Origin of the sequence: Mesorhizobium sp. B2-4-17, assembly GCF_006441275.1 — a bacterium.
Classification (GTDB): Bacteria; Pseudomonadota; Alphaproteobacteria; order Rhizobiales; family Rhizobiaceae; genus Mesorhizobium.
In genome coordinates this window covers 54,771-81,146 of record NZ_VFUX01000025.1, presented here as the reverse complement: position 1 = coordinate 81,146, position 26,376 = coordinate 54,771, and the positions used below count along the sequence as shown (strand labels likewise).

Genomic DNA, 26,376 nt, shown 5'->3' with positions numbered 1-26,376 from the left:
CCATGTTCGTGCGCACCGCCGGAGAGCGCGACCTCGGTGCCATCCGCACGCTGCTGGTCGAAACCTGGCATGCGACTTACGATGCGATCTACGGTGCCGGGCGGATCAATGAGGTTATCGATATCTGGTATTCGCCGGCGAAACTGAAAGCGAGCCTGGAACGGCCCAATGCCGAGTTCCTGGTCGCCGACGATAGCAAACGCATCGGCGGCGTCGCCCATGCCGAAAGCGCTGAGGGCGGCGCCGTGGTCGATCTGCACCAGCTTCTTGTCGCACCCGATCTGCAAGGCCGAGGCATCGGCGGCATGTTGCTCGACGAGGTGATCGAGAGCTTTCCGGAAGCCCGCGCCATACGTCTTCAGGTCGCGGAACAGAACAGGCGCGCCGTCGCCTTCTATCTGGGGAACGGTTTCGTCCAGATCGGCCGGACCGACAACCACGGGTCGGGACAGTCCGGCATTGCGGAGCTTATCCTTGAGCGGTCGCTGAGCGCTGAGCGCTGATTCTCCCGGGGACTGCATCACGTTGTTGCGAGCAGCTCCCTCAACCGCAGCTTTCATTTGACGGTCGTCCTCGGCAAATGCTGCTGTGGCTGACGCGCCTGTGACGGCCTGTCGTCGACCGGCGGCATGGCGCTAGGGGGAATCATGCCAAGCTTGCCGGAACTGATGCCGACACAGGTGTCGGACGAAACCTTTGGCGGCGTCACCTATCACATAGCGGGCGAACTTGTGCCCGTGCTTTCGGTCGATGTGACGCGCATGCCTGTCTATTTCGAGCACCACATCCTGTTGTGGAAGAACTCCAGCATCACCATCGGCCTGAAATCGCTGAAGGGCGCATTGAAGCGCATGATGGCCGGCATGCAGATTTTCGTCACCGAAGCGTCGGGGCCGGGCATCATCGCCTTCAGCCGCGACGGGCCAGGTCACATCGTGCCGATCCATCTCAGGCGCGGCGAGGAAATCCAGGTGCGCGAACATCAGTTTCTCGCCGCCACCGGCAATATCGACTACACATTCGAGCGTGTACGAGGCCTGGCGACGATGCTGTTCGGCCAGAGCGGCTTCTTCATCGACCGGTTTCGCGGCGATGCCGGCGACGGCATCGTCTGGCTGCACGGTTACGGCAATGTCTTCGAAAAGACGCTCGCACCGGGCGAGACCATCGACATCGAGCCGGGCGGCTGGCTGTTCAAGGATGCCTCGGTCAGGATGGAAACCAAGATCGACCGCCTGTCGAGCGGCTTCTTCGGCGCCAACATGAACTTCATCGTCAATCGCTTCACCGGGCCGGGCCGCGTCGGCATTCAGTCGATGTACCTGCATATGCCGACCGAGGAATAGATCGAGGGGTGCAGAGCACGAGAAGGATACAGGCCGAGGTCAGCGTGAGCGCAGCGGCGGCGACAGTTCCCGTACCGGCAAATTCGGGTTTCATTTTGCGCATGCCGATTCGCGAACCGGATCGGGAGGCTGAAGCTCACACTCGGGCGGCGGGAACTGCCACATTGTCGATCAGCCTGGTTTTTCCCAGCCAGGCGGCGGCGAGAACGCGGCCCGCGCGGTCGTGCCGCCATGGCGCGAGTGTCAGGCTTTCGCGGGCCTCGACATAGTCGACCTTCCGGAAACCGGTGGCGATCAGGGCGCGGATGGCTTCGGCGATCGCGTCTTCCTGGCCGACACCTGTCGCCAGCGCCGCTGCGGCCTTGCGCAGGATCACGTTGAGCTCCCGGGCGGTCTGGAGTTCGTCCTCGCCGAGATAGGCGTTACGTGACGACATGGCGAGGCCATGCGTGTCGCGTATGGTTGGCGCGCCGATGATGTCGAGAGGCAGGTCCAGGTCGCGGCAGAGCTGCCTGACGACGCAGAGCTGCTGATAGTCCTTTTCGCCAAAGACCGCATAGTCGGGCATTGCCTGCAGGAAGAGCTTGGCCACCACGGTGGCGACGCCCTCGAAAAAGGTGGGGCGAAAGTCTGATTCGAGCCCGGCGGATGGGCCGCCCACCGAGATTCTGGTGGCAAAGCCGGCGGGATACATCGCGTCAACCGCCGGTGTGAAGGCAAGATTGGCCTTGACCATTGCCAGCATATCCAGATCGCGGGCGAGCTGGCGCGGGTATTTTTCGAGGTCCTCGCTCGGCGCGAACTGCGCCGGGTTGACGAAGATCGACACCACGCAACGCTCGGCTTTTTCCCTTGCGATCCGGATCAGGGAGAGATGTCCGTCATGCAACGCGCCCATGGTTGGCACCATGGCGACGCGCAGGCCATCGCGCCGCCAGTCGCGAACCCGCGCGCGAAGCGCGGCGATGCTGTCGACGACGTCAGGCCGGTTCATGCCTCATCTCCGCCGTTCGTGTTCGAAAAGATGTGGGAGGGGCCGGGGAATGTCCGGCTTCGCACCTCCGATGCGTAGCGCTGCGCGGCTTGCGCGATCACGCTGCGCAGATCGGCGTATTCCTTGACGAATTTCGGCACGCGGTCGACCGTCAGCCCGACCATGTCGTCGATCACCAGGATCTGACCGTCGCAGTTGCTGCTGGCGCCGATGCCGATGGTCGGTATGGCGATGCGGCGTGTGATATCGGCGGCGACAGCCTCGATCGTGCCTTCGATGACTACGGAGAACGCTCCGGCCTTTTCGACCGCGAGCGCGTCGGCGATCAGTGCCGCGACATTCTCATCCGTGCGGCCCTTGATCTTGTAGCCGCCATCCTTTTCCACGGATTGCGGCAGCAGGCCGATATGACCCATCACGGGAATGCCGGCGGCCACGATCGCCGCGATCTGCCCGGCCATGCCGACGCCACCTTCGAGTTTCACTGCCTGGCAGCCGGTATCGCCAACGATGCGCCGCGCCGAGACGACTGCCTGCGCCGGCGAGTCCTCATAGGTCCCGGCCGGCATGTCGACAACCACGCAAGCCCTGGCAGAGCCCCGCATCACGGCTTGACCATGCGCGATCATCATCTCGAGCGAGGCGCCTAGTGTCGTCTCATGGCCATGCAGAACCATGGCGACGCTGTCACCGACCAGAAGCAGGTCGACATGGCGGTCGAGCAGGCGAGCGACGGGATAGGTGTAGGCTGTCAGGCAGACCAAGGGCGTGCCGCCCTTGCGGCGACGAATCAGCTCGGCGCCGATGCGAACGTCGGTGGTCGGCAATTGCGTGGCCAATCGTCACCTCCTTCGGCCCGTTGCCGGATGGATACCCGCATCGGAGCTGAGCTTTAGAAAGAGCGGAAAGGCTTGGCAAGCGTGCATCCTGCCGCTTGCAGGGATCACAGGCTCGTATCCGGCCTCTGGCGCGCCATTTGCGCACTCCCGGCGGCAAAACCCTTGCCTTCGCGAAGGCCTGACGCCATAAGCAGGAAATAGGCGCCGCCAGCGCGAAGGGTTCCGAAATGAAGACTTTCCTGACGCAGTTTTTCACCTGGTGGAACAGCCAGACGCTGGGGACGCGCCTGCACACCTGGCGATTCGGCAAGAAAGTCGGCCAGGACGAGACCGGCAATGTCTATTACGAGGGCGGCATCGATTCGGAAGGCCGCACGCGCCGCTGGGTCATCTACCGCAACTATTCGGAAGCCTCGGCGATCCCGCCCGGCTGGCACGGCTGGATCCATCACCGGGTCGATACGGCACCCCCGAGCGACAATTATAAGCCGCGCGACTGGCAGAAGCCGCATGAGCCCAATCTGACCGGTACGCCGGCGGCCTATCGCCCGAAGGGCTCGGTGCTGACCAACCAGCATCGCCCGCAGGTCACGGGCGACTACGATGCCTGGACACCCGGGTCGTAACGGCCCCGGTTTGTAACGGCGCAAAGGTGCAGGCCGGTCCTTTATCGCCACAATTGGCGTTTAGCTGCTTGCTGATCAGAAAACGGCGATTAGCCTTGGCGATCGACGGAATCACCTGGGCGCGAACCTCCGGTACCCCTGTATGAGTTTTTTCAACCTGATATCGACGGGCGGTCTCACGCTAGCCGCCGGCCTTGCCGTCAGCACCGCCGCCTTTGCGGCTTCGCCCGCGCCGGCTGCACCCGCCGCACCCGCGCCGGCGCCGCCCGCGGGATCCGATCGCATCACCAATCCGGTCGCCGAGTTCGCTGGCATCGACAAGATCACCGGCCGCATCATCACCTTCGACGTCTATATCAATGAGACGGTGCAGTTCGGCGCTTTGCAGGTGACGCCGCGCGTCTGCTATTCCCGGCCGCAGAACGAGGAGCCGAAGACCGATTCCTTCGTCGAGGTTGACGAGATCACGCTCGACCGCAAGATCCGCCGCATCTTCACCGGCTGGATGTTTGCCGAAAGCCCGGGTCTCAATGCCGTCGAACATGCCGTCTATGACGTCTGGCTGAAGGAATGCAAGCAGAAGTCGGATGTACCGGCGCCAGATGCCACCAAGGCTGACGCTTCGAAGCCTGTCGCGGCCAAGCCCAAACCCGCTTCGGCCAAGCCGAAGCCCGGGGCTACTCCGGACGTGGAACAGTCCGACCCCACGGAACCGGATACGACCACGACCAACTGATCCCCGGAACCGTCGCGGCCACCACACGTTGGACCACGCACGACCGCGCATCGGTGCGCGTGGAGGATATTGCGATGTCAGACAGCAAGCGACTTACGGCCAACAAGGCGGAATTGCTGGAACTCGAAAAGGGGTTCTGGACGGGCGATGAGGCCTACTACGCGGCCAATGCCGATACCGAGTGCCTGGTGGCGTTTCCGCAGATGGCGCAGGCCATGGATAACGCCGATCTGGCCAAGACCGCGTCGAAGCCCAACCGGTGGCGCAATCTGGACATCGAGCTCAAAGGAATAATCGAACCCGGCAGCGACATCGTCATGCTGACTTATGAGGCCCATGCGACGCGCGAGAATGGCGAACCCTACGCAGCGCTGGTCAGCACAGGCTACGTCCATCGCGTCAACGGCTGGAAGATGATGTTCCATTCGCAGACGCCGCTGGAAGCCGCCGCGGTGAAGTAAGGCAGATCCTTTACGGGAAAAAGGCCGCTTCGCCCTTCAGAGCCTCCGCCAGCATCTTCTCATACTTGCCGCGCGGTACGTCGACCGCACCGAAGCGCTTGAGATGCTCGGTGGTGAATTGCGTATCAAGCAGCGCGAAACCGCGTGACTTCAGGCGTTCGACAAGGTGCACGAGGCAGATTTTCGACGCATCTGTCTCCTTGGAAAACATGCTTTCGCCGAAGAACACCCGTCCGAGCGAGACGCCATAGAGGCCGCCGACCAGCCGCTCTTCGCGCCAGGCCTCGACCGAATGGCAATGACCCATGCGGTGCAGTTGCACATAGGCCTCGCGGATCGGCGCATTGATCCAGGTCGAGCGGCGCTCCTCACGCTTTTCGGCACAGCCGTCGATCGTCGCCTCGAAATCGAAGTCGAAGCGAATGTCGAACGGGTTCCTGCGAATCGCCTTCTTCAGGCTTTTGGGTATGTGGAAATCGTCGAGCGGTATGATGCCGCGCGTCTCCGGCCGCACCCAGAACACCTCCGGATCACCGGCACTTTCGGCCATCGGGAAGACGCCCGAGGCGTAGGCCTTGAGCAGAAGGTCGGTGGGTATGCGATAGCCAGGCGCGTAAGGACGGGTCATCGCGTCCCCGAACTATTCTTCCTTGGCCAGATATTTTTCCAGCCAATGGATGTCATAGTCGCCATTGGCGATGTCGGCATTGCCGACCAGGTCGCGAAACAGCGGCAATGTCGTCTTGATACCGTCGACGACGAATTCGTCAAGCGCCCGGCGCAGCCGCATCATGCATTCGACGCGATTGCGCCCGTGCACGATCAGTTTGCCGATCAGGCTGTCGTAGTAAGGCGGGATCTTGTAGCCGGAATAGACACCGGAATCGACGCGGATGCCGAGACCCCCAGGCGTGTGGAAATGGGTGATGGTGCCGGGCGAGGGCGTGAACGTGCGCGGATCCTCGGCATTGATGCGGCATTCGATGGCGTGGCCATTGAACTTGATGTCTTCCTGTTTGACCGAAAGTCCGCCGCCGGAAGCAACGCGGATCTGCTCGTGCACGAGATCGATGCCGGTGATCGCTTCCGTCACCGGATGCTCGACCTGCAGGCGAGTGTTCATCTCGATGAAATAGAACTCGCCGTTCTCGTAGAGGAATTCGATCGTGCCGGCACCGGAATAGCCGAGATCGGCGATGGCCTTGGCGCAAATGCCGCCGATCCGGGACCGCTCCTCGGCATTGAGTGCTGGCGAATTGGCCTCTTCCCAGACTTTCTGGTGACGCCGTTGCAGCGAACAATCGCGCTCGCCGAAGTGCACGCCGCGGCCAAAGCCGTCGCCGAACACCTGCACTTCGATGTGGCGCGGCTTCTGCAGGTATTTCTCGATATAGACGGCGTCGTCGCCGAAGGCGGCGCCCGCTTCCGAGCGCGCAGTCTGCAAGGCGACTTCGAGGTCGGCCTCGCTGTGGGCCACCTTCATGCCGCGCCCGCCGCCACCGGCCGATGCCTTGATGATCACGGGGTAGCCGATCTCGGCGGCGATCCGCTTGGCTTCCTTCTCCTCGCTCACCGCGCCGTCGGAACCTGGCACGACCGGAATGCCGAGACGCTTGGCGGTACGCTTGGCCTCGATCTTGTCGCCCATGATACGGATATGGTCGCCGGACGGGCCGATGAAGGTGATGTTGTGCGCGGCCAGGATATCGGCGAACTTGGCATTTTCGGACAGGAAGCCGTAGCCCGGATGCACGGCGTCGGCGCCGGTAATCTCGCAGGCCGCGACGATCTGGTGGATGTTGAGATAGCTGTCGCGCGATGGCGGCGGGCCAATGCACACGCTCTCGTCGGCAAGCCGCACATGCATGGCGTCGGCATCGGCGGTCGAATGCACCACCACCGTCTGGATGCCGAGTTCTTTGCAAGCGCGCAGAACCCGAAGCGCGATTTCGCCGCGATTGGCGATGAGGATCTTCTGGAACATCCGACCCGCTCTACTCGATCACGACGAGCGGCATGCCGTATTCGACCGGCTGCGCGTCCTCGAACAGGATCGCCGTCACCGTGCCGGCGCGCGGCGAGGGGATCTGGTTCATCGTCTTCATCGCTTCGATGATGAGCAGCGTCTGGCCTTCCTTGACCTTCTGGCCGATCTCGATGAACGCCTTGGCGTCCGGCGACGGCGCCAGGTAGGCGGTGCCGACCATCGGCGAGGCCACCGCGTTTTTCGATACGTCGACCGCTGCCGCCGGGGCGGCCGCGTTGGAAGGCTGGCCCGCAGCCGCCGGCGCATAAGTGGGCTGGTGCGCCGCAATCGCATGGACGGCAGGTGCCTGCCGTGACACGCGCACCTTCAGGTCGCCCAGTTCAACCTCGATCTCGGTCAGGTTGGTGTCGTTCAGTATACCCGCAAGATCGCGGATAAGCTGCTGGTCAACACCGGTCTTCTTTATGGACATTTTCGAGCCTTCTGTTTGTTGACCGGTCATAGGCGTGCGGCCAGCGCCTGCAGCGCCAGCGTGTAGCCGAGCGGCCCAAAACCACAGATCATGCCGACGGCGACCGGCGCGACCATGGAGACATGACGGAATGATTCCCGCGCGTGGATGTTGGAAAGATGAACTTCGGCGACCGGTAATGGCGCCACCGAACGAATGGCGTCGTGGATCGCGATCGATGTATGGCTGTAGGCGCCCGGGTTGATGACGATACCGGCAGCCTTATCGCCGGCTTCCTGGATCCAGTCGACAAGGTCGCCCTCGTGGTTCGACTGGCGAAAATCGATCTCGAGCCCGAGCGATGTGCCCGCCTGCTTGCAGTCGTCGGCGATCGCGGCAAGCGTCTTGCCGCCATAGATGCCCGGCTCGCGCTTGCCGAGCGCGTTGAGATTGGGACCGTTCAGGACGAAAACCGTTTTCAAAAAAGCCGACCTTTTCCGGCGCCGGTATCAAACCGCCGCGCTGGCTCTCTATAATGGGCATAGCCGTCCGCGAAAAGAGCGCAAGTGCGTTCTTTCACTGTCCACAACAGGCCGAAATGCGACCGTGAGCAAAACCCGCGGCGGATCAAAGCGCGGCTTTCGCCGCCTCGATCTTTTCCGCAAGCACTTGCTGCCCGAGAGCTCCGAACACGACCTCGTTGCCGACGACATAGGACGGCGTTCCGGTGATCGACAGCTTGTTGGCGAGATCATAGGTCTTAGAGAAGGCCTCGGGGATCGACGGGTCCTTCATCTTCTCGCGCAGCGTCGCCTCGTCGGCACCGAGCGAAAGCGCGATCTTGATCGCGGTCGCCTCGGTGGCGCGTCCCTGGCCGCCAAGCAGCGCGTTGTGGAACTCGCCGTACTTTTCCGGCATCATCAGGTGAAACGCCATCGAAACGAAGCTCGCCTTCTGCGAATCCGGGCCGAGGATCGGGAATTCCTTGAGCACGAAGCGCAGATCCGGATCGGTTTTGGTCAGCGCCCGCATGTCCTCGATGGCGCGTTTGCAGAAGCCGCAATTGTAGTCGTAGAACTCGACGATCGTCACCTTGCCGTTCGGATTGCCGACGACGCCGTCGAAGGCGGAGTTGAAGATCTGGTCCTTGGCGTCCTTGATGACGCCAAGATGAGCGATGCGCTGCTCTTCCTTCTGTTTGGCCTCCAGCGCGTCCTGCACCTCGAGCAGCACTTCCGGGTTCTTCAAGAGATAGTCGCGGATGATTCCCTCGATCTCGGTGCGGTCGATCTTGGTATCGGCCACCGTCTGGACCGGCTGCGTCGTGCCGGCCTTCGCGATCTGTGGGCTGCCGGCCACGAAACCGAAAGCCAGCATGGCAAGGGCTACAGCGATCCCCGTGGTGCCCAGCAGCAGTGCCTTTTTCATCGTTTTCGTTCCTTTTACCTGTTTTCCCGGTCCGGCTGTGTCGCAGCGCGTGGCCGAAAGGTTCATGAGATTACTAGATCTTGCCTGACGATTTGTAATTTATGATGTCCTGGGCGCGTATCCAGCGCGGCTCGCCGCGCTTCATCCGCTGCTGCGCCCGCATGGCGAAGATCTTCGCGTCCTTGTAGTTGCCGGAATAGAAATGACCTTCGGCCGTGGCAAGCTCAGCACCCGGTATGTCTCCCAGTTCGCCGTAAGCCTGCGCCAGATAACGGTACCCCTCGGAATTTTCCTTATCGCGACCCAGGCCATTGTTGATCTGAATGATCGCCTTCTTGAGCGAGTCAGGTGTACCGACGGCCATCAGCGCCTGGCCAAGCGAGACAGGCAGCAGGCCGGACCGCGCCGGATCGAGGCTGACCGCCTTGGCGTAGGCGTCCGCCGCTTCCCCAGGCTTGTTCGCCTTCATCAGTATGTCGCCGCGCAACTCCTGGAAGTAGGCATTCTTGGGCTGCGCCTTGATCAGGGCGTTGGTCTTGACGAGCGCTGCGGGAAGGTTGCCGTAAAGGTAGGTCGACTGGGCATCGCCATATTGCGCGGCCAGGCTGCCCCGCATCTTTTGCATCAGCCGCGCCGCGGCGGCCTGGCCACCCATGTAGACGGCGATCTTCACCCGCATCATGTCGTGGCGCTGCTGCAGCGCCGGCGGATCGAGCTTGTCGACATTGGGGCTCTGTTTGACCAGCACTTGGAGGTTGGCGATTCGCTCTTGCGGCATCGGATGGCTGATCCGGTAGGGATCGATCTGGGCGCCCGACAACGACAAGGCCGTCTGGAAGCGGGCAAAGGTCTTCAGCATGCCCATGCCGGACTGACCGGTGGCATTGAGATAGGTGATCGCGGAGCGGTCGGCCGTGATCTCCTCGGTGCGTCGGTAGGCAAGAATGCTGCGCTGGGCCATCTCGCCGCCGCCGGCGGCGACGCCCATGCCGGCGCCGGCAAGACCGCGGCTGTTGGTGGTCGCACCGGCGACGATCGCGCCGGCACCAAGCAATGTCGCGATGACGGCCATCGTCTTGGCGCGCTCGAGCTGGTCACGCAATTTCTGCTGGTGACCGCCGGCCAAATGGCCGGCTTCGTGCGCGATCACGCCAATGATTTCGTTGGGCGTCTCAGCCATCATCAGTGCGCCGGTGTTGATGAACATCCGGCGTCCGGTGACGAAGGCGTTGAAGCTGGAATCGTTGACCAGCACGATGTCTATGCCATCATTCGCCAATCCGGCAGCCCTGAAGATCGGCCGTGCGTAATCGCGCACCAGAGCCTCGATCTCGGCATCACGTATCACAGGCACGCCCTGGGCAAAGGCGGTGACCGAACTCGCCACGGCAACGGCGAAGCCGAGCGAAAGCGTGGCAAAGACACGCGCTGCTTCGGTTATCATCGGTCTGGGTCGGCTCAACATAACGTGTCCACTGGTAGACGAGCGGGCGAAAGATGAAAAGTCGGCACCGGAAAACTTCCTCAACTTGTGATCCTCACATCAATCGGGCATTTGTGCGGCGCATGCGTCAGGGGCATGGCATCCTCAATCATCGGGGCAGGGATAAAATGGTCGTTTCACTCTCACGCCGCGGCAATGTCGAGCCATTCCACGCCATGGATGTGCTGGCCGAAGCGAACCGGCTGAAGGCCCAAGGCGTGCCGGTGATTTCCATGGCGGTCGGCCAGCCGTCCGACCCGGCGCCCGCACGCGTTCGCGCCGCGGCGGCCAAGGCCCTGGAGGATGGCCGCATAGGCTACACCGACACGCTGGGTCTGGCCGGTCTGCGCAAGGCGATCGCGGGGCACTACGCCGATCATTATGGGCTCGATGTCGATCCTGGCCGGATCGCGGTGACGACGGGATCGTCGGCGGCCTTCAATCTAGCCTTCCTGGCGATGTTCGATCCGGGTGACCGCGTCGCCATCGCCGCGCCCGGCTACCCCGCCTATCGTAACATCATGGCGGCGCTCGGCATCGACGTGGTCGAGATCGAACTCGGCGATGAGGCTTACTTGCATGCCGATCATCTGGAGGCCGCGCACCGCGAAAAGCCACTGAAGGGCGTGCTGTTTGCAAGTCCTGCCAATCCGACCGGCGCGGTCATACCGGCCGACGAACTGTCGGCGCTGATCAGCATGGCGGAGGCCCTGGGGATCGCCGTCATCTCCGACGAAATCTACCATCGCCTGGCCTACGCCGCGCCCGATACGACGGCGCTTCGCTACGGCAACAGCGTGACGGTGATCAATTCCTTCTCGAAATACTACTGCATGACCGGCTGGCGCATCGGTTGGATGGTCTTGCCGGAAGAGTTGGTGCGGCCCGTCGAGCGCATCGCCCAGAGCCTCTACATCTCGCCGCCGGAACTGTCGCAGATCGCCGCGATCGAGGCTTTTGCCGCAACCGAGGAACTGGAAGCGGTGAAGGGGCGGTACGCCTGGAATCGCGAGCTCCTGATGAAACGTCTGCTTGAACTCGGTTTCCCGCTGGCCGCGCCCATGGACGGCGCCTTCTACGCTTTTTGCGATGTCACCCGGCACACCAATGACAGCATGGCCTTCGCGCGCAGGATGCTGGCCGAGGCGCATGTAGCGGCGACGCCGGGCCGTGACTTCGACACACAGGCAGGGCACCGCACAATGCGGTTTTCCTATGCCGGCAGCCACGACGACATGGTCGAGGCGCTGGCGCGCATCGACCGCTGGTTGAGGTAGCGCCATGCCGGAACTGAAGCAGGCGCTGGCCGAGGTCGCCGCCGAAATGGCCGAACGCACCGATCGCGGCGAGGTCGCTTCCTATATCCCGCAGCTGGGCAAGGTCGATCCTGGGAAATTCGGCATCGCCGCCGTCACCAATGACGGCCGCGTGCTGATGGCGGGCGATGCCGAACAGGCCTTTTCGATCCAGAGCATCTCCAAGGTATTCACCCTGACGCTCGCGCTCGGCAATGTCGGCGACGCATTGTGGAAGCGGGTAGGGCGCGAACCCTCGGGCAATCCCTTCAACTCGATCGTCCAGCTCGAGCACGAGAACGGCATTCCACGCAACCCGTTCATCAATGCCGGTGCCATCGTCGTTTCCGACATCCTGCTTGCCGGCCACCAGCCGCGCGAGGCGATCGGCGAGATCCTGCGGTTCATCCAGTTCCTCGCCGACGACGAGACGATCATCATCGACCGCGATGTCGCCGCGTCCGAGCGCGCCACCGGCTATCGCAATTTCGCACTCGCCAACTACATGAAATCCTTCGGCAACCTTCATCATGCGCCGGAGCTGGCGCTTGGCGTCTATTTCCACCACTGCGCCATAGCCATGAGCTGCCGGCAACTGGCCATGGCCGGCCGCTTCCTCGCCAATGGCGGCAAGAACCCGGCGACCGGCCATTCCGTGGTGTCGGCCGAGCGGGCGCGGCGCATCGGCGCCATGATGCTGACCTGCGGCCACTATGACGGCTCGGGCGACTTCGCCTTTCGCGTCGGTATTCCCGGCAAGAGCGGTGTCGGCGGCGGCATATTGGGCATCGTGCCGGGCATCGCCTCGCTTGCTGTCTGGTCGCCGGGTCTCAACGCCAACGGCAATTCCAAGCTGGGTTCGATCGCGCTGGAAAAGCTGGCCAGGATGATGAACTGGTCGATCTTCGCGCCTTGAAAACTTCGCGCCCTGTTGGGCCGCCAGATATGAAAAATCCCGCGCCATATGTCGATTGGCGCGGGATTTTCTTATCAAGAAATAATTTCAAGCCGTTGAAAGGCTTAGAAAAAGCCTTTCCGCTGCCACCAGCCGGCACGCTTCGGCTTTTCCTCGGCCTTGACTTCCGGCTCATCGTCGACGGTCGACGAAACCACCGGCACGACCGGTGCACCGATGGCGGCCGGCTTGCGTCGCGATGACCGGACCTTTGAAGGCTCCTCTTCGACGGCCGCGACCACTGTTTCCTCAGCGGCGGTCACCGGAGTCTCAACCGGCGTTTCCGCGGCCGCTTCGACAAGGCTTGTCTCGGCGACGGCCTCGGCGGTTGCCTTCTTCGGTTTGGCCGCACGGCGCGCCCTCTTGGGCTTCTCTGTGGTTGGCACCTCGTCGCTGACCGGAGCCACTATCGGCTCTTCCGTCGCGGCAACGGCAACCGGTTCGATCGACGCGGGCTCGCTTTCCGAAGCATCAGCCTCGGACGCCTCGGTCGTTTCGCCGGCACTTGCCTCGGCCTCGCCTTCGCCGTCTTCTCGACGGTTGCGCTTGCCGCCGCGCTTGCCGCGCCGGCGCTTCTTGCCCTGGCTGTCGTCCGACGCCTGCGTTGCCTCATCCGACGCACTGGCAGCGACCGGGGCGGCATTGTCGGTTTCGGTCTCGTCATTGACCTCCGCGTCTGCTTGATCGGAGAAATCTCCGGCCGGAGCAGAGATGGACGAGCCGTCGGCCGGCGCGCCATGCTCACGGTCGCGATCCCTGCCGCCACGACGTCTGCGGCGCTTGCGGCGCTTGCGGTCGCGGCCTTCGCCATCCTCGCCACCGGCAGGCCGCGGCTGTTGGTGCTGCTGCGGCTGTTGGCGAGGCTGCTCTGCCTGCTCCGATGCCTCATCCTCTTCGTCAACGACGACAATCTCGTCCTCGGGCTCTTCCGGCTCGACATAGGCCGGCAGGCTGCGCACCTCGACGAAGCCTTCGGGCTTTTCGGCCAGAGCGCCGCGGAAGATCGCGTAGTGCTGCGCGCCTACCGCATCGTCGGCCTCGATGGTGATGGTCAGGCCGAAACGGCTTTCCAGTTCCACCAGCGTGCCGCGTTTGTGGTTGAGCACGTAGAGTGCCGTTGCCGCAGGCGTGCGAACCGTGATGTGGCTGCGCGAATCCTTGAGCAGGAATTCCTCGATCGCCCGAACCACCATCAGCGCCACCGATGAATCGGAGCGCACATGGCCGGTGCCGCCGCAATGCGGACACGGCTTCATGGTCGATTCCAGCACGCTGGCGCGGATGCGCTGACGCGACATTTCCATCAGGCCGAAATGCGAGATGCGGCCGACCTGGATGCGCGCGCGATCGTTCTTGAGGTGATCCTTCAGCCGCTTCTCGACGGAGCGGTTGTTACGGTTCTCCTCCATGTCGATGAAGTCGATGACGATCAGGCCGGCAAGGTCGCGCAGCCTGAGCTGGCGGGCAACTTCCTCGGCCGCTTCCAGATTGGTGTGGAGCGCGGTGTCCTCGATCGAGTGCTCCTTGGTGGAGCGCCCCGAATTGACGTCGATGGCGACCAGCGCCTCGGTCTGGTTGATGATGATGTAGCCGCCGCTCTTCAGCGTCACTTGCGGCTGCAGCATGCGGTCGAGCTGCGCCTCGATGCCGTTGCGCACGAAGATCGGCGTTGTGTCGCGGAACGGCTGAACCACCTTGGCGTGGCTCGGCATCAGCATGCGCATGAAGTCCTTGGCCTCGCGATAGCCTTCCTCGCCCGAGACAAGGATCTCGTCGATATCCTTGTTGTAGAGGTCGCGCACGGAGCGCTTGATCAGGCTGCCTTCCTCATAGACGAGGGCAGGGGCTGTGGATTGCAGCGTGAGACTGCGCACGTTCTCCCAGAGCCGCATCAGATATTCATAGTCGCGCTTGATCTCGGCCTTCGTGCGGCTCTCGCCGGCGGTGCGCAGGATGACGCCCATGCCTTGCGGCACTTCAAGATCGGCAACGACTTCCTTGAGACGCTTGCGGTCGACCGCGCTGGTGATCTTGCGTGAAATGCCGCCACCGCGCGCCGTGTTCGGCATCAGCACCGAATAACGGCCGGCAAGCGACAGATAGGTGGTGAGTGCGGCGCCCTTGTTGCCGCGCTCTTCCTTGACGACCTGCACCAGCAGGATCTGCCGACGCTTGATGACTTCCTGGATCTTGTACTGGCGGCGCACCGGCTTGCGGCGGTTGCGCACTTCTTCCAGCGCATCCTCCGCACCGACCGATTCGACCTCATGATCGTCGGGATGCGAGGACTGCACCTCCTCCAGCATGCCACGATCATTGTCGGTGGAGGTGGCTTCGCTGCCCTGTTCAGCCTGCGGGGCGGGCTCGGAAATCACATCGGCTTCGACGGAGGCGGCGATCGAAGTAGAACCGCCGTCGCGGGTCTCGTTTTCGCCCTCTTCGGAAGAAGAGTCGCCCTGTTCGGAAGGACCTTCATCATGATGGGATTCATCGGCGTGTTCGGATGCATCGACATGTTCGGAGGTATCCGCCGCATGTTCGATGGTTTCCGAAACGTGGGAGGTGTCCTCGGCGATGACGTCAGCGTCACGGCCGTTGTCCTCACCTGTCTCGCCGGCGGCTTCGTTTGCCTCGTCGGAATCGGCTGAACCGGCATCGCGCTTGTGCTCGGCACGGTCGCGGCTCTTGCCGCCGCGCCGGCGTCCGCGCCGTCCGCGGTCACGGTTCTGGCGATCGTCGCCATCGCCATCCTCGTCCTCCTCGTCTTCGGCCTCCTGCGCTTCCGCGCGCAGCAGTGCCTGACGATCGGCGACCGGGATCTGGTAGTAGTCGGGATGTATTTCACTGAAGGCGAGAAAACCGTGACGGTTGCCGCCATATTCGACAAAAGCTGCCTGAAGGGAGGGTTCGACGCGCGTTACGCGGGCGAGATAGATATTTCCTTTGAGCTGCTTCTTGTCCTGGGATTCAAAGTCGAATTCTTCGATACGGTTACCGCGTACGACGACAACGCGTGTTTCCTCCGGGTGGGAGGCGTCTATCAGCATTTTGTTGGGCATTATTTCGTTTCCCCCCGGCAGCCGTCAGCCGCAGCTGGCGGGGCAAAGCCCGCTGCTGTGTGTCTGGATGAATGTGGGTGCCGGATAATTGAACGTCCGCCGGACGCTGCCTGCGTGTCATGGCGGTGCCGCCCGCAGCCATATTGGCGCGGTTTGATGCGGACCTTTCCATGATTGCGCTTGAAGCCATCGTCACCAGCAGAACCTTTGAACCAAAGCCCGGAAACCGGACCAGCTTGTTTGCTCATACAGAGCCGGCACGGGAACAAACCCGGCCGTTTTCCTCACGCAGGCGATTCCCCCGCCACGGGCGCACACCTGCGAAATTCGTCGCGATCACCTGTAGCCTTCTCGCGTGAAGCGAAAGGAGCCGCCTTTCATCTGACCCTGTAGCAGGAAGCTGCGGAGGAGGGCGGTTCCAGGATTGCAGTGATCCACTATCGCTTTTATGATTTGGCGGGTTGGAAGGCAACCCCGATTTCCGATGCCGGCAAAAAGCAGTTCCGCAGCGTAACCTGGGTTCCGACCTTGCATGAAAAGGCTTGGTTAACCTTCTCTGGATACCAATCGTTAATCGAGTTCGCGGCCTAACCGGCACTTCGATGAAACGAGCAGGCGCCTGGCGCCAAACCGTGAGCGACTGGAAGAGAGATGGGACTGGCAGACTTCACAGACAAGGGATGTCGTGTTGGCGGCCAGATTCTCGGCGCCTTCCGTCTCCTGCTGCTGATGGCGATTTTCCTTGCGTGCTCCTCTGTTGCCAATGCCGCGGATGCACCGCTCGTGGCGAAGAGTTACAAGATGGCGGGCGATGCCACCAAGATGCGCATCGTCATGGATTTCGATCGCGAGCCGGACATCAAATGGTTCCTGCTGCGTGGGCCCAATCGTCTGGTCATCGATCTTGCGAATACCAGGCTGGCCATCGACGCCAAGGATCTGAAGCCGCGCGGCCTGGTCAAGGGCGTGCGGCTGGGCGAGATCGGCGACGGCGTTTCGCGGCTGATCCTCACCGGCAAGGGGCCGTTCGCCGTCGACAAGCTGGATGTGCTCAAGAACGATGACGGAACCGGCTACCGCATCGCCATCGACATGTCGGCGGCCTCCGAACGGGAGTTCGACATCGCCCTTGGCAACCAGGCGTTGACCACCGGCTCCACGGTTTCGACCGACAAGGGTGGGCGGGTAGGCACCGGCCCGGTCTCCAATCCGGGCCACCGCTTCACCGTCGTCCTCGATCCCGGCCATGGCGGTATCGACGGCGGCGCCGAGGGCCTGAACGGCACCATCGAGAAGAACGTCACACTGGCGTTTGCCACGGAGTTGCGCGACAAGCTCGCGGCTATCGGCAAATACGATGTCTTCATGACGCGTGACACCGATGAATATCTGCGCCTGGACGACCGCGTGCGCATCGCCCGCCAGCATGAGGCAGACCTGCTGATCTCGATCCATGCCGACACGATCAGCGTCAAGGGCATCCGTGGCGCCACCGTCTACACCGTCTCCGACAAGGCGTCGGACCCCGAGGCACAGGCGCTTGCCGACCGCGAAAATCTCTCCGACCAGTTCGCCGGCATGGTTATCAAGGACGACAACAAGGAAGTGACAGACATCCTGATCGATCTGATCCGCCGCGAGACGCACACCTTCTCGATGAGTTTTGCCCACACATTGGTCGGCCAGCTGTCGACCAGCGTGGGCCTCATCAACAATCCGCAACGTTCCGCGGGATTCAAGGTGCTGAAGGCGCCAGACGTGCCATCCGTGCTGGTCGAGCTCGGCTATCTCTCGAACGCCAAGGACGAGGCGCAGCTCCTCAACACCGAGTGGCGCGGCAAGGCCGCGCAAAGCATAGCCAACGCTGTTGCGCTGTTCGCTTCCGCCCGGGCCGGAACCGCAACCGGGGGCTGACATGCCTCATGGGGGCCCGCAACCGGAGGCGGCGTTGCGCGACGACAACACAAGCTGCCTTTATTTCCGGCGCGCGGTCACGAAATCAGGGCTTGCCGTATTTTGTCCACATGGTGGCGACATGGGTTTTCGATTACGGTTTGGGACCGGCTCGAAAGCTTGCGTGGAAGGCGGCTTCGTTTAGGAAATTCCCGAACCAAGGACTGGAGCGGGTATGATTCGTCTCATTGGCTATTTCTTCGGCATCGGCACGACGCTGGCCCTTCTGGTCGCGGCGGGCGTTGCGATTTACATCAGCCATCTGTCCAAGGATCTGCCCGACTACGAGGTGCTGGCCAAGTATGAGCCGCCGGTGACCACCCGCATCCATGCCTCGGATGGCTCGCTGATGGCCGAATATGCGCGCGAGCGGCGCCTGTACCTGCCGATCCAGGCGATCCCGGATCGCGTCAAGGCGGCGTTCCTGTCGGCCGAGGACAAGAACTTCTACAACCACCCCGGCATCGACGTGACCGGCCTTGGCCGCGCCATCATCGTCAACTTCCAGAATCTTGGCTCGGGCAGGCGCCAGGTCGGCGCCTCGACGATCACCCAGCAGGTGGCCAAGAACTTCCTGCTGACCGCGGACCAGACCTACGAGCGCAAGATCAAGGAAATGATCCTGGCCTTCCGCATCGAGCAGGCCTATCCCAAGGATCGCATTCTCGAGCTCTACCTCAACGAAATCTTCTTCGGCTTCGGCGCCTATGGTGTGGCCGGCGCGGCGCTTACTTATTTCGACAAGTCGGTGAACGAGCTGACCGTGGCCGAGGCCGCTTATCTGGCCTCCCTGCCGAAGGGACCGAACAATTACCATCCCTTCAAGCATGCCGATCGCGCGATCGAGCGCCGTAACTGGGTCATCGACCAGATGGTCGAGAATGGCTACGTCACGCGTGAGGAAGGCAACAAGGCCAAGGCCGAGCCGCTCGGCGTGACGCCACGCCGCACCGGCACCTATCTTTTCGCCGGCGAGTATTTCACCGAGGAGGTTCGCCGCCAGATCATCGCCCGCTATGGCGAGAACGCGCTTTACGAAGGCGGCCTGTCCGTTCGCACGACGCTTGATCCGAAGATACAGCTCATTGCCCGCAAGGCGATGCAGAACGGCCTGTTGAAGTACGATACGCTGCGCGGTTATCGCGGGCCGGTGAAATCAATCGACGTATCCGGTGACTGGGGCGTGCCTCTGGGCAACGTCAAGGGCCTCGAGGATGTTCCCGAATGGTCGCTCGCCGTCGTGCTCGACAGTTCCGCGACCGGCCTGTCGATCGGCCTGCAGCCCGCGCGCCAGGCGTCTGGCGACATCGTCAAGGAACGTGTCGAAGGCACCGTCAGCAAGGACGACATGGGCTTCGCCATGCGCCATGTGGTCGGCGGCAAGACCGTCAAGGCCAAGTCGCCGGCCGAAGTGCTCAAACCGGGCGACGTCATCTTCGTGCAGAAGAACGAGGGCTCCGACAATGCCTACAGCCTGCGCCAGGTTCCCGAGGTGGAAGGCGGCCTGATCGCCATGGATCCGCATACCGGCCGCGTGCTGGCCATGGTCGGCGGTTTCTCCTACGCCCAGTCCGAGTTCAACCGCGCCACCCAGGCGATGCGCCAGCCAGGCTCTTCGTTCAAGCCGATCGTCTATTCGGCCGCGCTCGACAACGGCTATACGCCGGCCTCGGTGATCATGGACGGACCGATCACCATCCAGAGCGGCAACACGACCTGGACGCCGAAGAACTATGACGGCACCGTCGCCGGGCCGGCAACCCTGCGCTCCGGCATCGAGAAGTCACGCAACCTGATGACGGTGCGGCTTGCCAACGACATGGGCATGAAGCTGGTCGTCGAATATGCGGAGCGCTTCGGCGTCTATGATCATCTGGCGCCGTATTTGCCGATGGCGCTTGGCTCCGGCGAGACGACTGTCATGCGCATGGTTTCGGCCTATTCGATCATGGCCAATGGCGGCAAGTCGATCAAGCCGTCGCTGATCGACCGCATCCAGGATCGCTACGGCAAGACGGTGTTCAAGCAGGATGAGCGTGGCTGCGAGGGCTGCAACGCGCCTGAATGGAAGAACCAGCCGGAGCCGGAACTGGTCGACAATTCCGAGCAGGTGCTCGATCCGATGACCGCATACCAGATCACCTCGATGATGGAAGGCGTCGTGCAGCGCGGCACCGGCGCCACCATCGGCGAGCTCGGCCGCCACATCGCCGGCAAGACCGGAACGACCAATGACGAGAAGGACGCCTGGTTCATCGGATTTACGCCCAACCTCGTCGTCGGCCTCTATATGGGCTACGACACGCCGCGCGGCCTTGGCCATGGCGCCACCGGCGGCGGTCTCGCCGCTCCGATCTTCAAGGATTTCATGCGTGTGGCGCTGGACGGCACGCCCAATGTCGACTTCAAGGTTCCCGATGGCATGAGCCTGATCGCCATCAACCGCAAGACCGGCATGCGGGCGACACCGGGTGACCCGGGCACCATCATCGAGGCCTTCAAGCCAGGTACCGGCCCCGCCGACAGCTATTGGGTGATCGGCATGGGCGCCGACGGCTCCAACGCCTCCGGCGGCGCACTATCGCCGCAGGCCAACCAGGCCATTCAGGACGGTGGCGGCGGCCTCTACTGACGGTTCAAATCCCGACCATGGGCCAGCCCGGGGCTGGCCCATTTCGCTTTACACGCGGCAGCACCGTCCCTATGTATCGCGCCGACCAGAGCAATTCCAGGAAAGTGCCTAGCGGTTTTCCGTCCGGAATTGCGTCAAACAGAAAAGTTGCAGCGGTTCGGCGTTTCCTTCAAACACCGATCCGCTCTAACCGTCACTTTCAGCAACAGGACAAAATACCAGGCCATGCGCGCGGAAACGCAGAATATTGTCGACGAGATCAGGCAGGCGATAACCCTGCTGAGGAGGCATCTTTGACTGGGATCAGGCCATTAAACGGCTTGAATACCTGAATGTCCGTGCCGAGGACGCCAGCCTCTGGAACGAACCGCTGGAAGCGCAGAAGCTGATGCGCGAACGCCAAGGCCTCGAGGAAGGCATAGCGGCGGTCAAGGGCCTGACCCAGGCCCTGGAAGACAATATCGGCCTGATCGAGCTCGGCGAGGAAGAGGGTGACGAGGGCGTCATTGCCGAGGCGGAAGCCGCGATCCGCTCGATGCAGGGCGAGGCGAAGGCCCGCCAGGTCGAGACGCTGCTGTCGGGCGAAGCCGACGCCAACGACACCTATCTCGAAATTCATGCCGGCGCCGGCGGCACCGAGAGCCAGGACTGGGCCTCGATGCTTTTGCGCATGTACACGCGCTGGGCCGAGCGCCGCCGGTTCAAGGTCGAGGTGCTGGAAGTGCATGACGGCGAAGAAGCGGGCATCAAGTCCGCGACATTGCTGATCAAGGGCCACAATGCCTATGGCTGGCTGAAGACCGAATCGGGCGTCCACCGCCTGGTGCGTATTTCACCTTATGACAGCAACGCGCGCCGGCATACGTCCTTTTCCAGTATCTGGGTCTATCCTGTCGTCGACGACACGATCGAGATCGATGTTTCCGAATCGGACGTGCGCATCGACACCTATCGCTCCTCCGGCTCAGGTGGCCAGCACGTCAACACCACCGATTCGGCCGTGCGCATCACCCATATCGCCACGGGCATCGCGGTCGCCTGCCAGGCCGAGCGTTCGCAGCACAAGAACCGGGCAAAGGCTTGGGAAATGCTGCGCTCGCGCCTCTACGAGGAAGAGCTGAAGAAGCGTGAGGCCATCGCCAATGCCACCGAAGCCTCGAAGAGCGACATCGGCTGGGGTCACCAGATCCGCTCCTATGTGCTGCAGCCCTACCAGTTGGTGAAGGACCTGCGCACCGGTGTCGAAAGCAGCAGCCCGTCGAGCGTGCTCGACGGCGACCTCGATGAATTCATGGAGGCCTCGCTGTCGCAACGCATCGAGGGCGGCGCGGGCGAAGTGATGGCGGACCTGGATTAGGTCAGCCGATGTCCTGCGACGCAGGCCAGCGAATGACAGTCGCGCATTTGGTTCGCCCTTTTTCACCATTGTCGCGACGAGCTGGCGCTGTGTGAAAGCGCGCTGTGGCTGCCGCGATGGCAGCGCATGGGCCGGCTACGCAGCTATTGCTTGCGCCGGCTCGCATTTCGGCTCACCATTAGAGGTAGGAGGAGGCAAAGCATATATGGCCGGTCGCGGCATATCTGCTGACGGTTCGGCCACTGGGAAGACACGTTCCGGGAACGGGCAAGCGAAATGCTTGAATCTCGTTTGAAAGGAGCGTTGCCATGTTCTCTGCCGGTTTTAGATCGGCCTTTGCCGTTCCATCGGTTGGCCGGCCTCTCCTGCCTCTGTGTGCTGCCTGCGCGATAGCTGCCCTGACGGCGCCAGCCCTGGCGCATGACGCCAAGCCGACCGCGGCCAAACCGCAAGGCTGGAGCTATCCGTTCGCCTGCTGCGCGAACTACGACTGCCGCGAGGTATCGCAGACCTCGATCAGCGAGCGCCCGGAAGGCTATGTCATCAAGGATACCGGGGAGGTGCTGGCCTACAGCGACAGGCGGATCAAGGATTCGCCCGACGGTGAGTTTCATTGGTGTGCTCACGTGGCCGGTCTCGATGCAGGCAAGACGATCTGCCTGTTTGTGCCGCCGCAGTCTTACTGATGCATGTCGCCTGGGTCCCGGTTCCGGGAGCCCGACAAGCATGAAACAGAGACCTAAAGTGCGTCGCCACAATCCGTTCGAACGCGACACGCTTTAGAGCCGCTGACTGCTGTCCGCGGGCAAAAGCCTGCTGACGGACAGTTGTCAGGATCGCTTCTTTATGGTGCCTTGCCGCGCGGGCGGCGGACAATGGAGAGGTGATGTTCATGACCATCAAGGGAAGCTGCCACTGCAAGGCCACCGCGTTCGAGGTTTCGCAGGCGCCAGAAACGGTGACGCGATGCACCTGTTCGTTCTGCTCGAAACGCGGCTCGCTCTGGGCCTACTACACCCCATCGCAGTTCAAGCTTATTACCCCGATGAAAAACGTGACGTTCTATCAATGGGGCTCGAAGACTGTAAAACATGGTTTTTGCCCGACCTGTGGCTGCGGCACCTTCACGGAAACGCCGGATTGGTCGACTGGCGAGCCGGATTTCGACAATCCGAAGATCAGCGTCAATTCTCGGCTATTCGACGATTTCGATCTCGACAAGATCGAAGTGGTGGTCATTGACGGCAAGAATCTCTGGTAGCCTTCCAAGCGTCAGTCAGCTCCGGGGAAAAGCTGCGGCAGGCGCTTTTGCCATTCCGCTTTTCGCCGTATTTCATGGTACAAGTCGCGGGAAGGGCTGATTTGGCGCCATCGCAATGGCGTGACTTGGAGAGGGACCATCCTATGAAGAAGACCGTGCTCGTCGTTGTGGCGACGGCTTTGCTCGTGAGCGCCTGCACCACGACCGATCCGTATACCGGCGACCAGAAGATTTCCAACACGGCCGCTGGTGCCGGCCTCGGCGCCTTGGCTGGCGCCAGCCTCGGCCTGCTTGCCGGTGGCAATGATCGCCGCAACGCGTTGATTGGTGCCGGTATTGGTGCACTGGCCGGCGGCGCCATCGGCGCCACCATGGATCAGAACGAGGCCGAGCTGCGCCGCCAGCTTCAGGGCACCGGAGTCAGCGTCACCCGCAGTGGCGACCAGATCATCCTCAACATGCCATCCGACATCACCTTCAATGTCGATCAGGACGCGGTGAAGCCCGGCTTCTATCCGGTGCTGAATTCCGTCGCGCTGGTACTGAAGAAGTTCCGCCAGACGACCGTCGATGTCTTCGGCCATACCGATTCGACCGGCGGCGACCAGCACAATTTCGATCTGTCGCAGCGGCGTGCGCTGGCCGTCGCCAACTATCTGTCCGGTCAGGGCGTCGATTCGCGCCGCTTTGCCGTCACCGGCTTCGGCAAGACGCGGCCTGTCGCATCCAATGCAACGGCCGAAGGCCGCGCCCAAAACCGGCGCGTCGAGATCCAGCTTTCTCCGCTCACCTGAACTGGACGGCATGCGAATGCGAAACGGTCCCATGTGGGGCCGTTCTTGTTTGAGCCGATTTCGGCGCTCTTCAGATTGGCGCGCTGGGGAATTAGCTAGTTCTAAATAGCTGCTTTCCTGCGGCCGTGGAAAGGAATAGCATCGTGGCTGTCCAGAGGGGATGAGGCGGTACAACTGGCCGCGCAATCAGCATTTTCCGCCTCCGTCTTGAACGGCCAGATCAGAAAATCTGGGAGGAATGCATGACAAGAACAGCCTGCCTTGGGCGCTGCGGCGTCCTCGCTTTGACGAGTATTGTAGGCGCATGGTTAGGCGTCGCTTCGGCCGTGGCCGAAGACGCCAACAAGGCCGACATCGACGCCTTGAAAAAATCGCTGGCCAAATATCAGGACTACACCGTCGCCGTTCGCGACCTTTATCTGTCGACGGTCGGCTGCGTCTATTACAGCGGAGAAAAGATACCGGGCGCGATGGACTACCCGAAAGGCGCCATGGGCATCCATTTCGTCAACGCTCAAAGTGTCGGCCAAAAACTCGATCCGATGCGCCCCAATGTGCTGATCTACGAACCGACGAAAAAGGGCTTGCAACTTGTCGGGGTGGAATGGCTGGTGCCGCTGACGCCAGACATCAAGGAGCCGCCGAAACTGCTCGGCCAAACCTTCCAGGGCCCGATGGAGGGACACTATCCGCTCATTCCGAGGGAGTTCGTCCACTATGATCTTCACGCCTGGCTGTTCAGGGACAATCCGAACGGCATGTTCAGCCCGACGAACCCGAACGTGAAATGCAACAAGGCCGAGTTTCCGATGCTGGAGAAACCGACCAAGATGGTGCCTGGACCGATGTAACGGGCAAGTCAGAGCTAATGCATGTCGCCAGAAGTGGTCCCTTGGGAGCACGACATGGAGGAAACAAAGGCCTAAAGCGCGTCGCCTGACTCGGTTCACACGCGACGCGGCTAGACGCCTGCCGGCAGGGCAAGCCGGATGGCCGGCTTGCTTTCAATCGTTCGGCGATCAGACCTTGGCGACGATGCGCATGAAGGCCGGCATGTCGTCGCCGAAGCCGACGGTGCTATCATTGTCTTCCTGATGCTGGCGGGCAGGGCGGTTGCGCTGGGGCCTGGTGTCACCGCGCTCCGGTGCTCGATCCGAGGACGTCTTGCGCTCGGTGTTTTCCGAACGGATCGCATCCTTGCGCGCGCGCCGTTCGACAATGTCGGCCACGGCCGACTCGGGTGCATCGGGCTGTTCGCTCTGCTGGGCAACCGCGGCTGGGGCATCTTCCTCGCTGCGTCGGGCACGACGTTCGCCGCCTCGCTTGCGCTCGCCATTGTCCTTGCGGTCATGGGCCTTGCGGTCCTCGTCCTTGCGGCCGGCACGACGCGGCGCGCCTTTGCCACGGCGCGGAGCATCATCCTCGCTCTCGCTGGCAACAACCGTCGACAGGTCGCCGTCATGCCACTCGATCTTGGTGCCGATCAGCCGTTCGATGGCGTCGATATACTTGGTGTCGGACTTGGTCGCGATGGTGAAGGACTTGCCCGAGCGACCAGCGCGGCCGGTACGGCCAATACGGTGGACATAATCCTCTGCATGGATCGGAACGTCATAGTTGAAGACGTGACTGACGTCGGGGATATCGAGGCCGCGCGCGGCCACGTCCGAAGCGACGAGATAGCGCAATTTGCCGTCACGGAAATTGGCCAGCATCTGCATGCGGGCGCGCTGGTCCATGTCACCATGCAGTGCGCCGGCATCGAAATCATGCTTCAGCAGCGAGCGGAACAGCTCCGACACCTCGACCTTGCGGTTGCAGAAGATGATGGCGTTCTTCAGTTCCGCATCTTCGGCCTTCATCAGGTTGCGCAGCGTTTCGCGCTTGTCCCAGGGCTTGGAGCCGGATTTCACCAGCCTCTGTATGATGTTGGTGGCCGCGGACGCCGCCTTCGACACCTCGACCCGCACCGGGGCATGCAGGAATTTCTCCGTCAGCTTGGTGATCTCGGGCGGCATGGTCGCCGAGAAGAACAGCGTCTGCCGGGTGAACGGGATCATCTCGCAGATGCGCTCGATATCGGGAATGAAGCCCATGTCGAGCATGCGGTCGGCCTCGTCGATGACAAGGATCTCGACACCGTTGAGCAGCAGCTTGCCACGCTCGCGGTGGTCGAGCAGGCGGCCAGGCGTCGCGATCAGCACGTCGGCGCCGCGCTCCAGCTTCTTGTCCTGCTCGTCGAACGACACGCCGCCGATCAGCAGCGCAATGTTGAGCTTGTGGTTCTTGCCGTATTTGACGAAGTTTTCCTCGACCTGTGCGGCGAGTTCGCGCGTAGGCTCCAGGATCAGCGTGCGCGGCATGCGGGCGCGGGCGCGGCCCTTTTCCAGCCGGGTCAGCATCGGCAGCACGAAGGAGGCCGTCTTGCCGGTGCCGGTCTGGGCAATACCCAGCACGTCCTTGCCGAGCAAGGCGTGCGGGATGGCGCCGGCCTGGATCGGAGTCGGCTGCGTGTAGCCGGCATCGGTGACTGCGGAAAGCACCTTCGGCGACAGGCCGAGGTCTGAAAAGGTCAACGCTTCTTGAGCGATCGTGGTGTCTGAGGACAAGTGTTGTCGTCTTTGGCTGGTTCGGGGAGGCGCAACGTCATTCGTCGCGGCAAGCGCCGCGCGCCTGCAAAGTTGGTATGCGATTAGGCGCAAGTCCACGATTTGTCAAC

24 protein-coding genes are annotated in these 26,376 nt (G+C 62.3%); 14 read left to right on the top strand and 10 right to left on the bottom strand.

All coding sequences use genetic code 11. The annotated features are described in order from the left end of the window. The first annotated feature begins 2 nt into the window (after positions 1–2). Together FJ548_RS20220 and FJ548_RS20215 are read left to right on the top strand one after the other, a co-directional pair. Positions 3–503, top strand: coding sequence for a GNAT family N-acetyltransferase (locus FJ548_RS20220; protein ID WP_140766878.1), 501 nt, complete (start codon positions 3–5; stop codon positions 501–503). A 144-nt stretch (positions 504–647) separates the two neighbouring features. Next, complete coding sequence (locus tag FJ548_RS20215) at positions 648–1,346, top strand: AIM24 family protein (protein ID WP_140699055.1); 699 nt, start codon at positions 648–650, stop codon at positions 1,344–1,346. A gap of 136 nt (positions 1,347–1,482) precedes the next feature. On the opposite strand, the gene panC is transcribed toward FJ548_RS20215, so the two are convergent. After that, positions 1,483–2,340: a pantoate--beta-alanine ligase gene (gene panC / locus FJ548_RS20210; RefSeq protein WP_140699058.1), complete on the bottom strand. Its 858-nt coding sequence runs from the start codon at positions 2,338–2,340 to the stop codon at positions 1,483–1,485. Continuing rightward, on the bottom strand, positions 2,337–3,179 hold the full coding sequence (gene panB / locus FJ548_RS20205) for a 3-methyl-2-oxobutanoate hydroxymethyltransferase (protein ID WP_140699061.1): 843 nt from the start codon (positions 3,177–3,179) through the stop codon (positions 2,337–2,339). The genes panC and panB overlap by 4 nt, the downstream gene beginning before the upstream one ends. A 227-nt stretch (positions 3,180–3,406) precedes the next feature. Between panB and FJ548_RS20200 the strand changes: the two genes are divergently transcribed. The 3 genes from FJ548_RS20200 (at position 3,407) to FJ548_RS20190 (ending at position 5,002) form a co-directional block, all read left to right on the top strand. Beyond that, positions 3,407–3,805 carry an NADH:ubiquinone oxidoreductase subunit NDUFA12 gene (locus FJ548_RS20200; protein ID WP_140607477.1) on the top strand — a complete coding sequence of 133 codons (399 nt, stop codon included), beginning with the start codon at positions 3,407–3,409 and terminating at the stop codon, positions 3,803–3,805. A gap of 142 nt (positions 3,806–3,947) precedes the next feature. Next, entirely contained in the window at positions 3,948–4,541 is a 594-nt protein-coding gene (locus FJ548_RS20195; RefSeq protein ID WP_140699064.1) for a DUF2155 domain-containing protein, read from the top strand. Positions 4,542–4,615: 74 nt separating this feature from the next. Next, positions 4,616–5,002: a hypothetical protein gene (locus FJ548_RS20190; protein ID WP_140607475.1), complete on the top strand. Its 387-nt coding sequence runs from the start codon at positions 4,616–4,618 to the stop codon at positions 5,000–5,002. 10 nt (positions 5,003–5,012) lie between these two features. On the opposite strand, the gene aat is transcribed toward FJ548_RS20190, so the two are convergent. The 6 genes from aat to FJ548_RS20160 all read right to left on the bottom strand — a co-directional run bounded on the left by aat (position 5,013) and on the right by FJ548_RS20160 (position 10,333). Continuing rightward, complete coding sequence (aat, locus tag FJ548_RS20185) at positions 5,013–5,630, bottom strand: leucyl/phenylalanyl-tRNA--protein transferase (RefSeq protein ID WP_140699067.1); 618 nt, start codon at positions 5,628–5,630, stop codon at positions 5,013–5,015. A gap of 12 nt (positions 5,631–5,642) precedes the next feature. After that, the gene (gene accC, locus FJ548_RS20180) at positions 5,643–6,986 is read right to left on the bottom strand and encodes an acetyl-CoA carboxylase biotin carboxylase subunit (protein ID WP_140607473.1); all 1,344 of its coding nucleotides are present in this window, start codon (positions 6,984–6,986) and stop codon (positions 5,643–5,645) included. A gap of 10 nt (positions 6,987–6,996) precedes the next feature. After that, positions 6,997–7,461 (bottom strand): acetyl-CoA carboxylase biotin carboxyl carrier protein, encoded by a 465-nt coding sequence (accB, locus tag FJ548_RS20175; protein WP_140699070.1) that lies wholly within the window; start codon positions 7,459–7,461, stop codon positions 6,997–6,999. 26 nt (positions 7,462–7,487) lie between these two features. Next, positions 7,488–7,922, bottom strand: a complete 435-nt coding sequence (aroQ, locus tag FJ548_RS20170; protein ID WP_056566522.1) for a type II 3-dehydroquinate dehydratase — start codon at positions 7,920–7,922, stop codon at positions 7,488–7,490. A gap of 145 nt (positions 7,923–8,067) precedes the next feature. Further along, positions 8,068–8,868, bottom strand: coding sequence for a DsbA family protein (locus FJ548_RS20165; RefSeq protein WP_140699073.1), 801 nt, complete (start codon positions 8,866–8,868; stop codon positions 8,068–8,070). Positions 8,869–8,941: 73 nt separating this feature from the next. Beyond that, positions 8,942–10,333 carry a M48 family metalloprotease gene (locus tag FJ548_RS20160; RefSeq protein WP_140778799.1) on the bottom strand — a complete coding sequence of 464 codons (1,392 nt, stop codon included), beginning with the start codon at positions 10,331–10,333 and terminating at the stop codon, positions 8,942–8,944. Between the two features lie 146 nt (positions 10,334–10,479). On the opposite strand from FJ548_RS20160, the gene FJ548_RS20155 reads away from it, so the two are divergent. Together FJ548_RS20155 and FJ548_RS20150 are read left to right on the top strand one after the other, a co-directional pair. Further along, a complete protein-coding gene (locus FJ548_RS20155) occupies positions 10,480–11,628 on the top strand; it encodes an aminotransferase class I/II-fold pyridoxal phosphate-dependent enzyme (protein WP_140778798.1) in 1,149 nt (382 codons plus the stop codon). A 4-nt stretch (positions 11,629–11,632) separates the two neighbouring features. After that, on the top strand, positions 11,633–12,562 hold the full coding sequence (locus tag FJ548_RS20150) for a glutaminase (RefSeq protein ID WP_140778797.1): 930 nt from the start codon (positions 11,633–11,635) through the stop codon (positions 12,560–12,562). A 104-nt stretch (positions 12,563–12,666) separates the two neighbouring features. On the opposite strand, the gene FJ548_RS20145 is transcribed toward FJ548_RS20150, so the two are convergent. Next, the gene (locus FJ548_RS20145; RefSeq protein ID WP_140778796.1) at positions 12,667–15,660 is read right to left on the bottom strand and encodes a ribonuclease E/G; all 2,994 of its coding nucleotides are present in this window, start codon (positions 15,658–15,660) and stop codon (positions 12,667–12,669) included. Positions 15,661–16,311: 651 nt separating this feature from the next. Between FJ548_RS20145 and FJ548_RS20140 the strand changes: the two genes are divergently transcribed. From FJ548_RS20140 to FJ548_RS20110, 7 genes are all read left to right on the top strand, one after another. Further along, positions 16,312–17,574 carry an N-acetylmuramoyl-L-alanine amidase gene (locus tag FJ548_RS20140; RefSeq protein ID WP_140778795.1) on the top strand — a complete coding sequence of 421 codons (1,263 nt, stop codon included), beginning with the start codon at positions 16,312–16,314 and terminating at the stop codon, positions 17,572–17,574. Between the two features lie 214 nt (positions 17,575–17,788). Beyond that, positions 17,789–20,245, top strand: a complete 2,457-nt coding sequence (locus FJ548_RS20135) for a penicillin-binding protein 1A (RefSeq protein WP_140609739.1) — start codon at positions 17,789–17,791, stop codon at positions 20,243–20,245. Between the two features lie 225 nt (positions 20,246–20,470). Continuing rightward, a protein-coding gene (gene prfB / locus FJ548_RS20130; protein ID WP_140778794.1) for a peptide chain release factor 2 occupies positions 20,471–21,602 on the top strand; the annotation gives its coding sequence in 2 pieces (ribosomal slippage) (positions 20,471–20,536 and positions 20,538–21,602; 1,131 coding nt in all). A 308-nt stretch (positions 21,603–21,910) separates the two neighbouring features. Then, positions 21,911–22,288: a hypothetical protein gene (locus FJ548_RS20125; protein ID WP_140609741.1), complete on the top strand. Its 378-nt coding sequence runs from the start codon at positions 21,911–21,913 to the stop codon at positions 22,286–22,288. Between the two features lie 206 nt (positions 22,289–22,494). Then, positions 22,495–22,863, top strand: a complete 369-nt coding sequence (locus FJ548_RS20120; RefSeq protein ID WP_140699104.1) for a GFA family protein — start codon at positions 22,495–22,497, stop codon at positions 22,861–22,863. Between the two features lie 143 nt (positions 22,864–23,006). Further along, on the top strand, positions 23,007–23,657 hold the full coding sequence (locus FJ548_RS20115) for an OmpA family protein (protein ID WP_140609742.1): 651 nt from the start codon (positions 23,007–23,009) through the stop codon (positions 23,655–23,657). 242 nt (positions 23,658–23,899) lie between these two features. Next, positions 23,900–24,508: a hypothetical protein gene (locus FJ548_RS20110; RefSeq protein ID WP_140778793.1), complete on the top strand. Its 609-nt coding sequence runs from the start codon at positions 23,900–23,902 to the stop codon at positions 24,506–24,508. A gap of 168 nt (positions 24,509–24,676) precedes the next feature. On the opposite strand, the gene FJ548_RS20105 is transcribed toward FJ548_RS20110, so the two are convergent. Then, positions 24,677–26,266 carry a DEAD/DEAH box helicase gene (locus FJ548_RS20105; protein WP_181168856.1) on the bottom strand — a complete coding sequence of 530 codons (1,590 nt, stop codon included), beginning with the start codon at positions 26,264–26,266 and terminating at the stop codon, positions 24,677–24,679. Between the last annotated feature and the right edge of the window lie 110 nt (positions 26,267–26,376).

Excerpts from the sequence above, each read along its gene's own strand:
- FJ548_RS20110 (WP_140778793.1), top strand. The coding sequence starts at position 23,900 with ATGACAAGAACAGCCTGCCTTGGGCGCTGCGGCGTCCTCGCTTTGACG.
- FJ548_RS20160 (WP_140778799.1), bottom strand. The coding sequence starts at position 10,333 with ATGTTGAGCCGACCCAGACCGATGATAACCGAAGCAGCGCGTGTCTTT.
- FJ548_RS20115 (WP_140609742.1), top strand. The coding sequence starts at position 23,007 with ATGAAGAAGACCGTGCTCGTCGTTGTGGCGACGGCTTTGCTCGTGAGC.
- FJ548_RS20195 (WP_140699064.1), top strand. The coding sequence starts at position 3,948 with ATGAGTTTTTTCAACCTGATATCGACGGGCGGTCTCACGCTAGCCGCC.
- FJ548_RS20190 (WP_140607475.1), top strand. The coding sequence starts at position 4,616 with ATGTCAGACAGCAAGCGACTTACGGCCAACAAGGCGGAATTGCTGGAA.
- accB (WP_140699070.1), bottom strand. The coding sequence starts at position 7,461 with ATGTCCATAAAGAAGACCGGTGTTGACCAGCAGCTTATCCGCGATCTT.
- FJ548_RS20135 (WP_140609739.1), top strand. The coding sequence starts at position 17,789 with ATGATTCGTCTCATTGGCTATTTCTTCGGCATCGGCACGACGCTGGCC.
- FJ548_RS20155 (WP_140778798.1), top strand. The coding sequence starts at position 10,480 with ATGGTCGTTTCACTCTCACGCCGCGGCAATGTCGAGCCATTCCACGCC.
- FJ548_RS20120 (WP_140699104.1), top strand. The coding sequence starts at position 22,495 with ATGACCATCAAGGGAAGCTGCCACTGCAAGGCCACCGCGTTCGAGGTT.
- FJ548_RS20220 (WP_140766878.1), top strand. The coding sequence starts at position 3 with ATGTTCGTGCGCACCGCCGGAGAGCGCGACCTCGGTGCCATCCGCACG.
- aat (WP_140699067.1), bottom strand. The coding sequence starts at position 5,630 with ATGACCCGTCCTTACGCGCCTGGCTATCGCATACCCACCGACCTTCTG.
- FJ548_RS20145 (WP_140778796.1), bottom strand. The coding sequence starts at position 15,660 with ATGCCCAACAAAATGCTGATAGACGCCTCCCACCCGGAGGAAACACGC.
- FJ548_RS20125 (WP_140609741.1), top strand. The coding sequence starts at position 21,911 with ATGTTCTCTGCCGGTTTTAGATCGGCCTTTGCCGTTCCATCGGTTGGC.
- FJ548_RS20150 (WP_140778797.1), top strand. The coding sequence starts at position 11,633 with ATGCCGGAACTGAAGCAGGCGCTGGCCGAGGTCGCCGCCGAAATGGCC.
- accC (WP_140607473.1), bottom strand. The coding sequence starts at position 6,986 with ATGTTCCAGAAGATCCTCATCGCCAATCGCGGCGAAATCGCGCTTCGG.
- FJ548_RS20165 (WP_140699073.1), bottom strand. The coding sequence starts at position 8,868 with ATGAAAAAGGCACTGCTGCTGGGCACCACGGGGATCGCTGTAGCCCTT.
- FJ548_RS20200 (WP_140607477.1), top strand. The coding sequence starts at position 3,407 with ATGAAGACTTTCCTGACGCAGTTTTTCACCTGGTGGAACAGCCAGACG.
- FJ548_RS20215 (WP_140699055.1), top strand. The coding sequence starts at position 648 with ATGCCAAGCTTGCCGGAACTGATGCCGACACAGGTGTCGGACGAAACC.
- FJ548_RS20140 (WP_140778795.1), top strand. The coding sequence starts at position 16,312 with ATGGGACTGGCAGACTTCACAGACAAGGGATGTCGTGTTGGCGGCCAG.
- panC (WP_140699058.1), bottom strand. The coding sequence starts at position 2,340 with ATGAACCGGCCTGACGTCGTCGACAGCATCGCCGCGCTTCGCGCGCGG.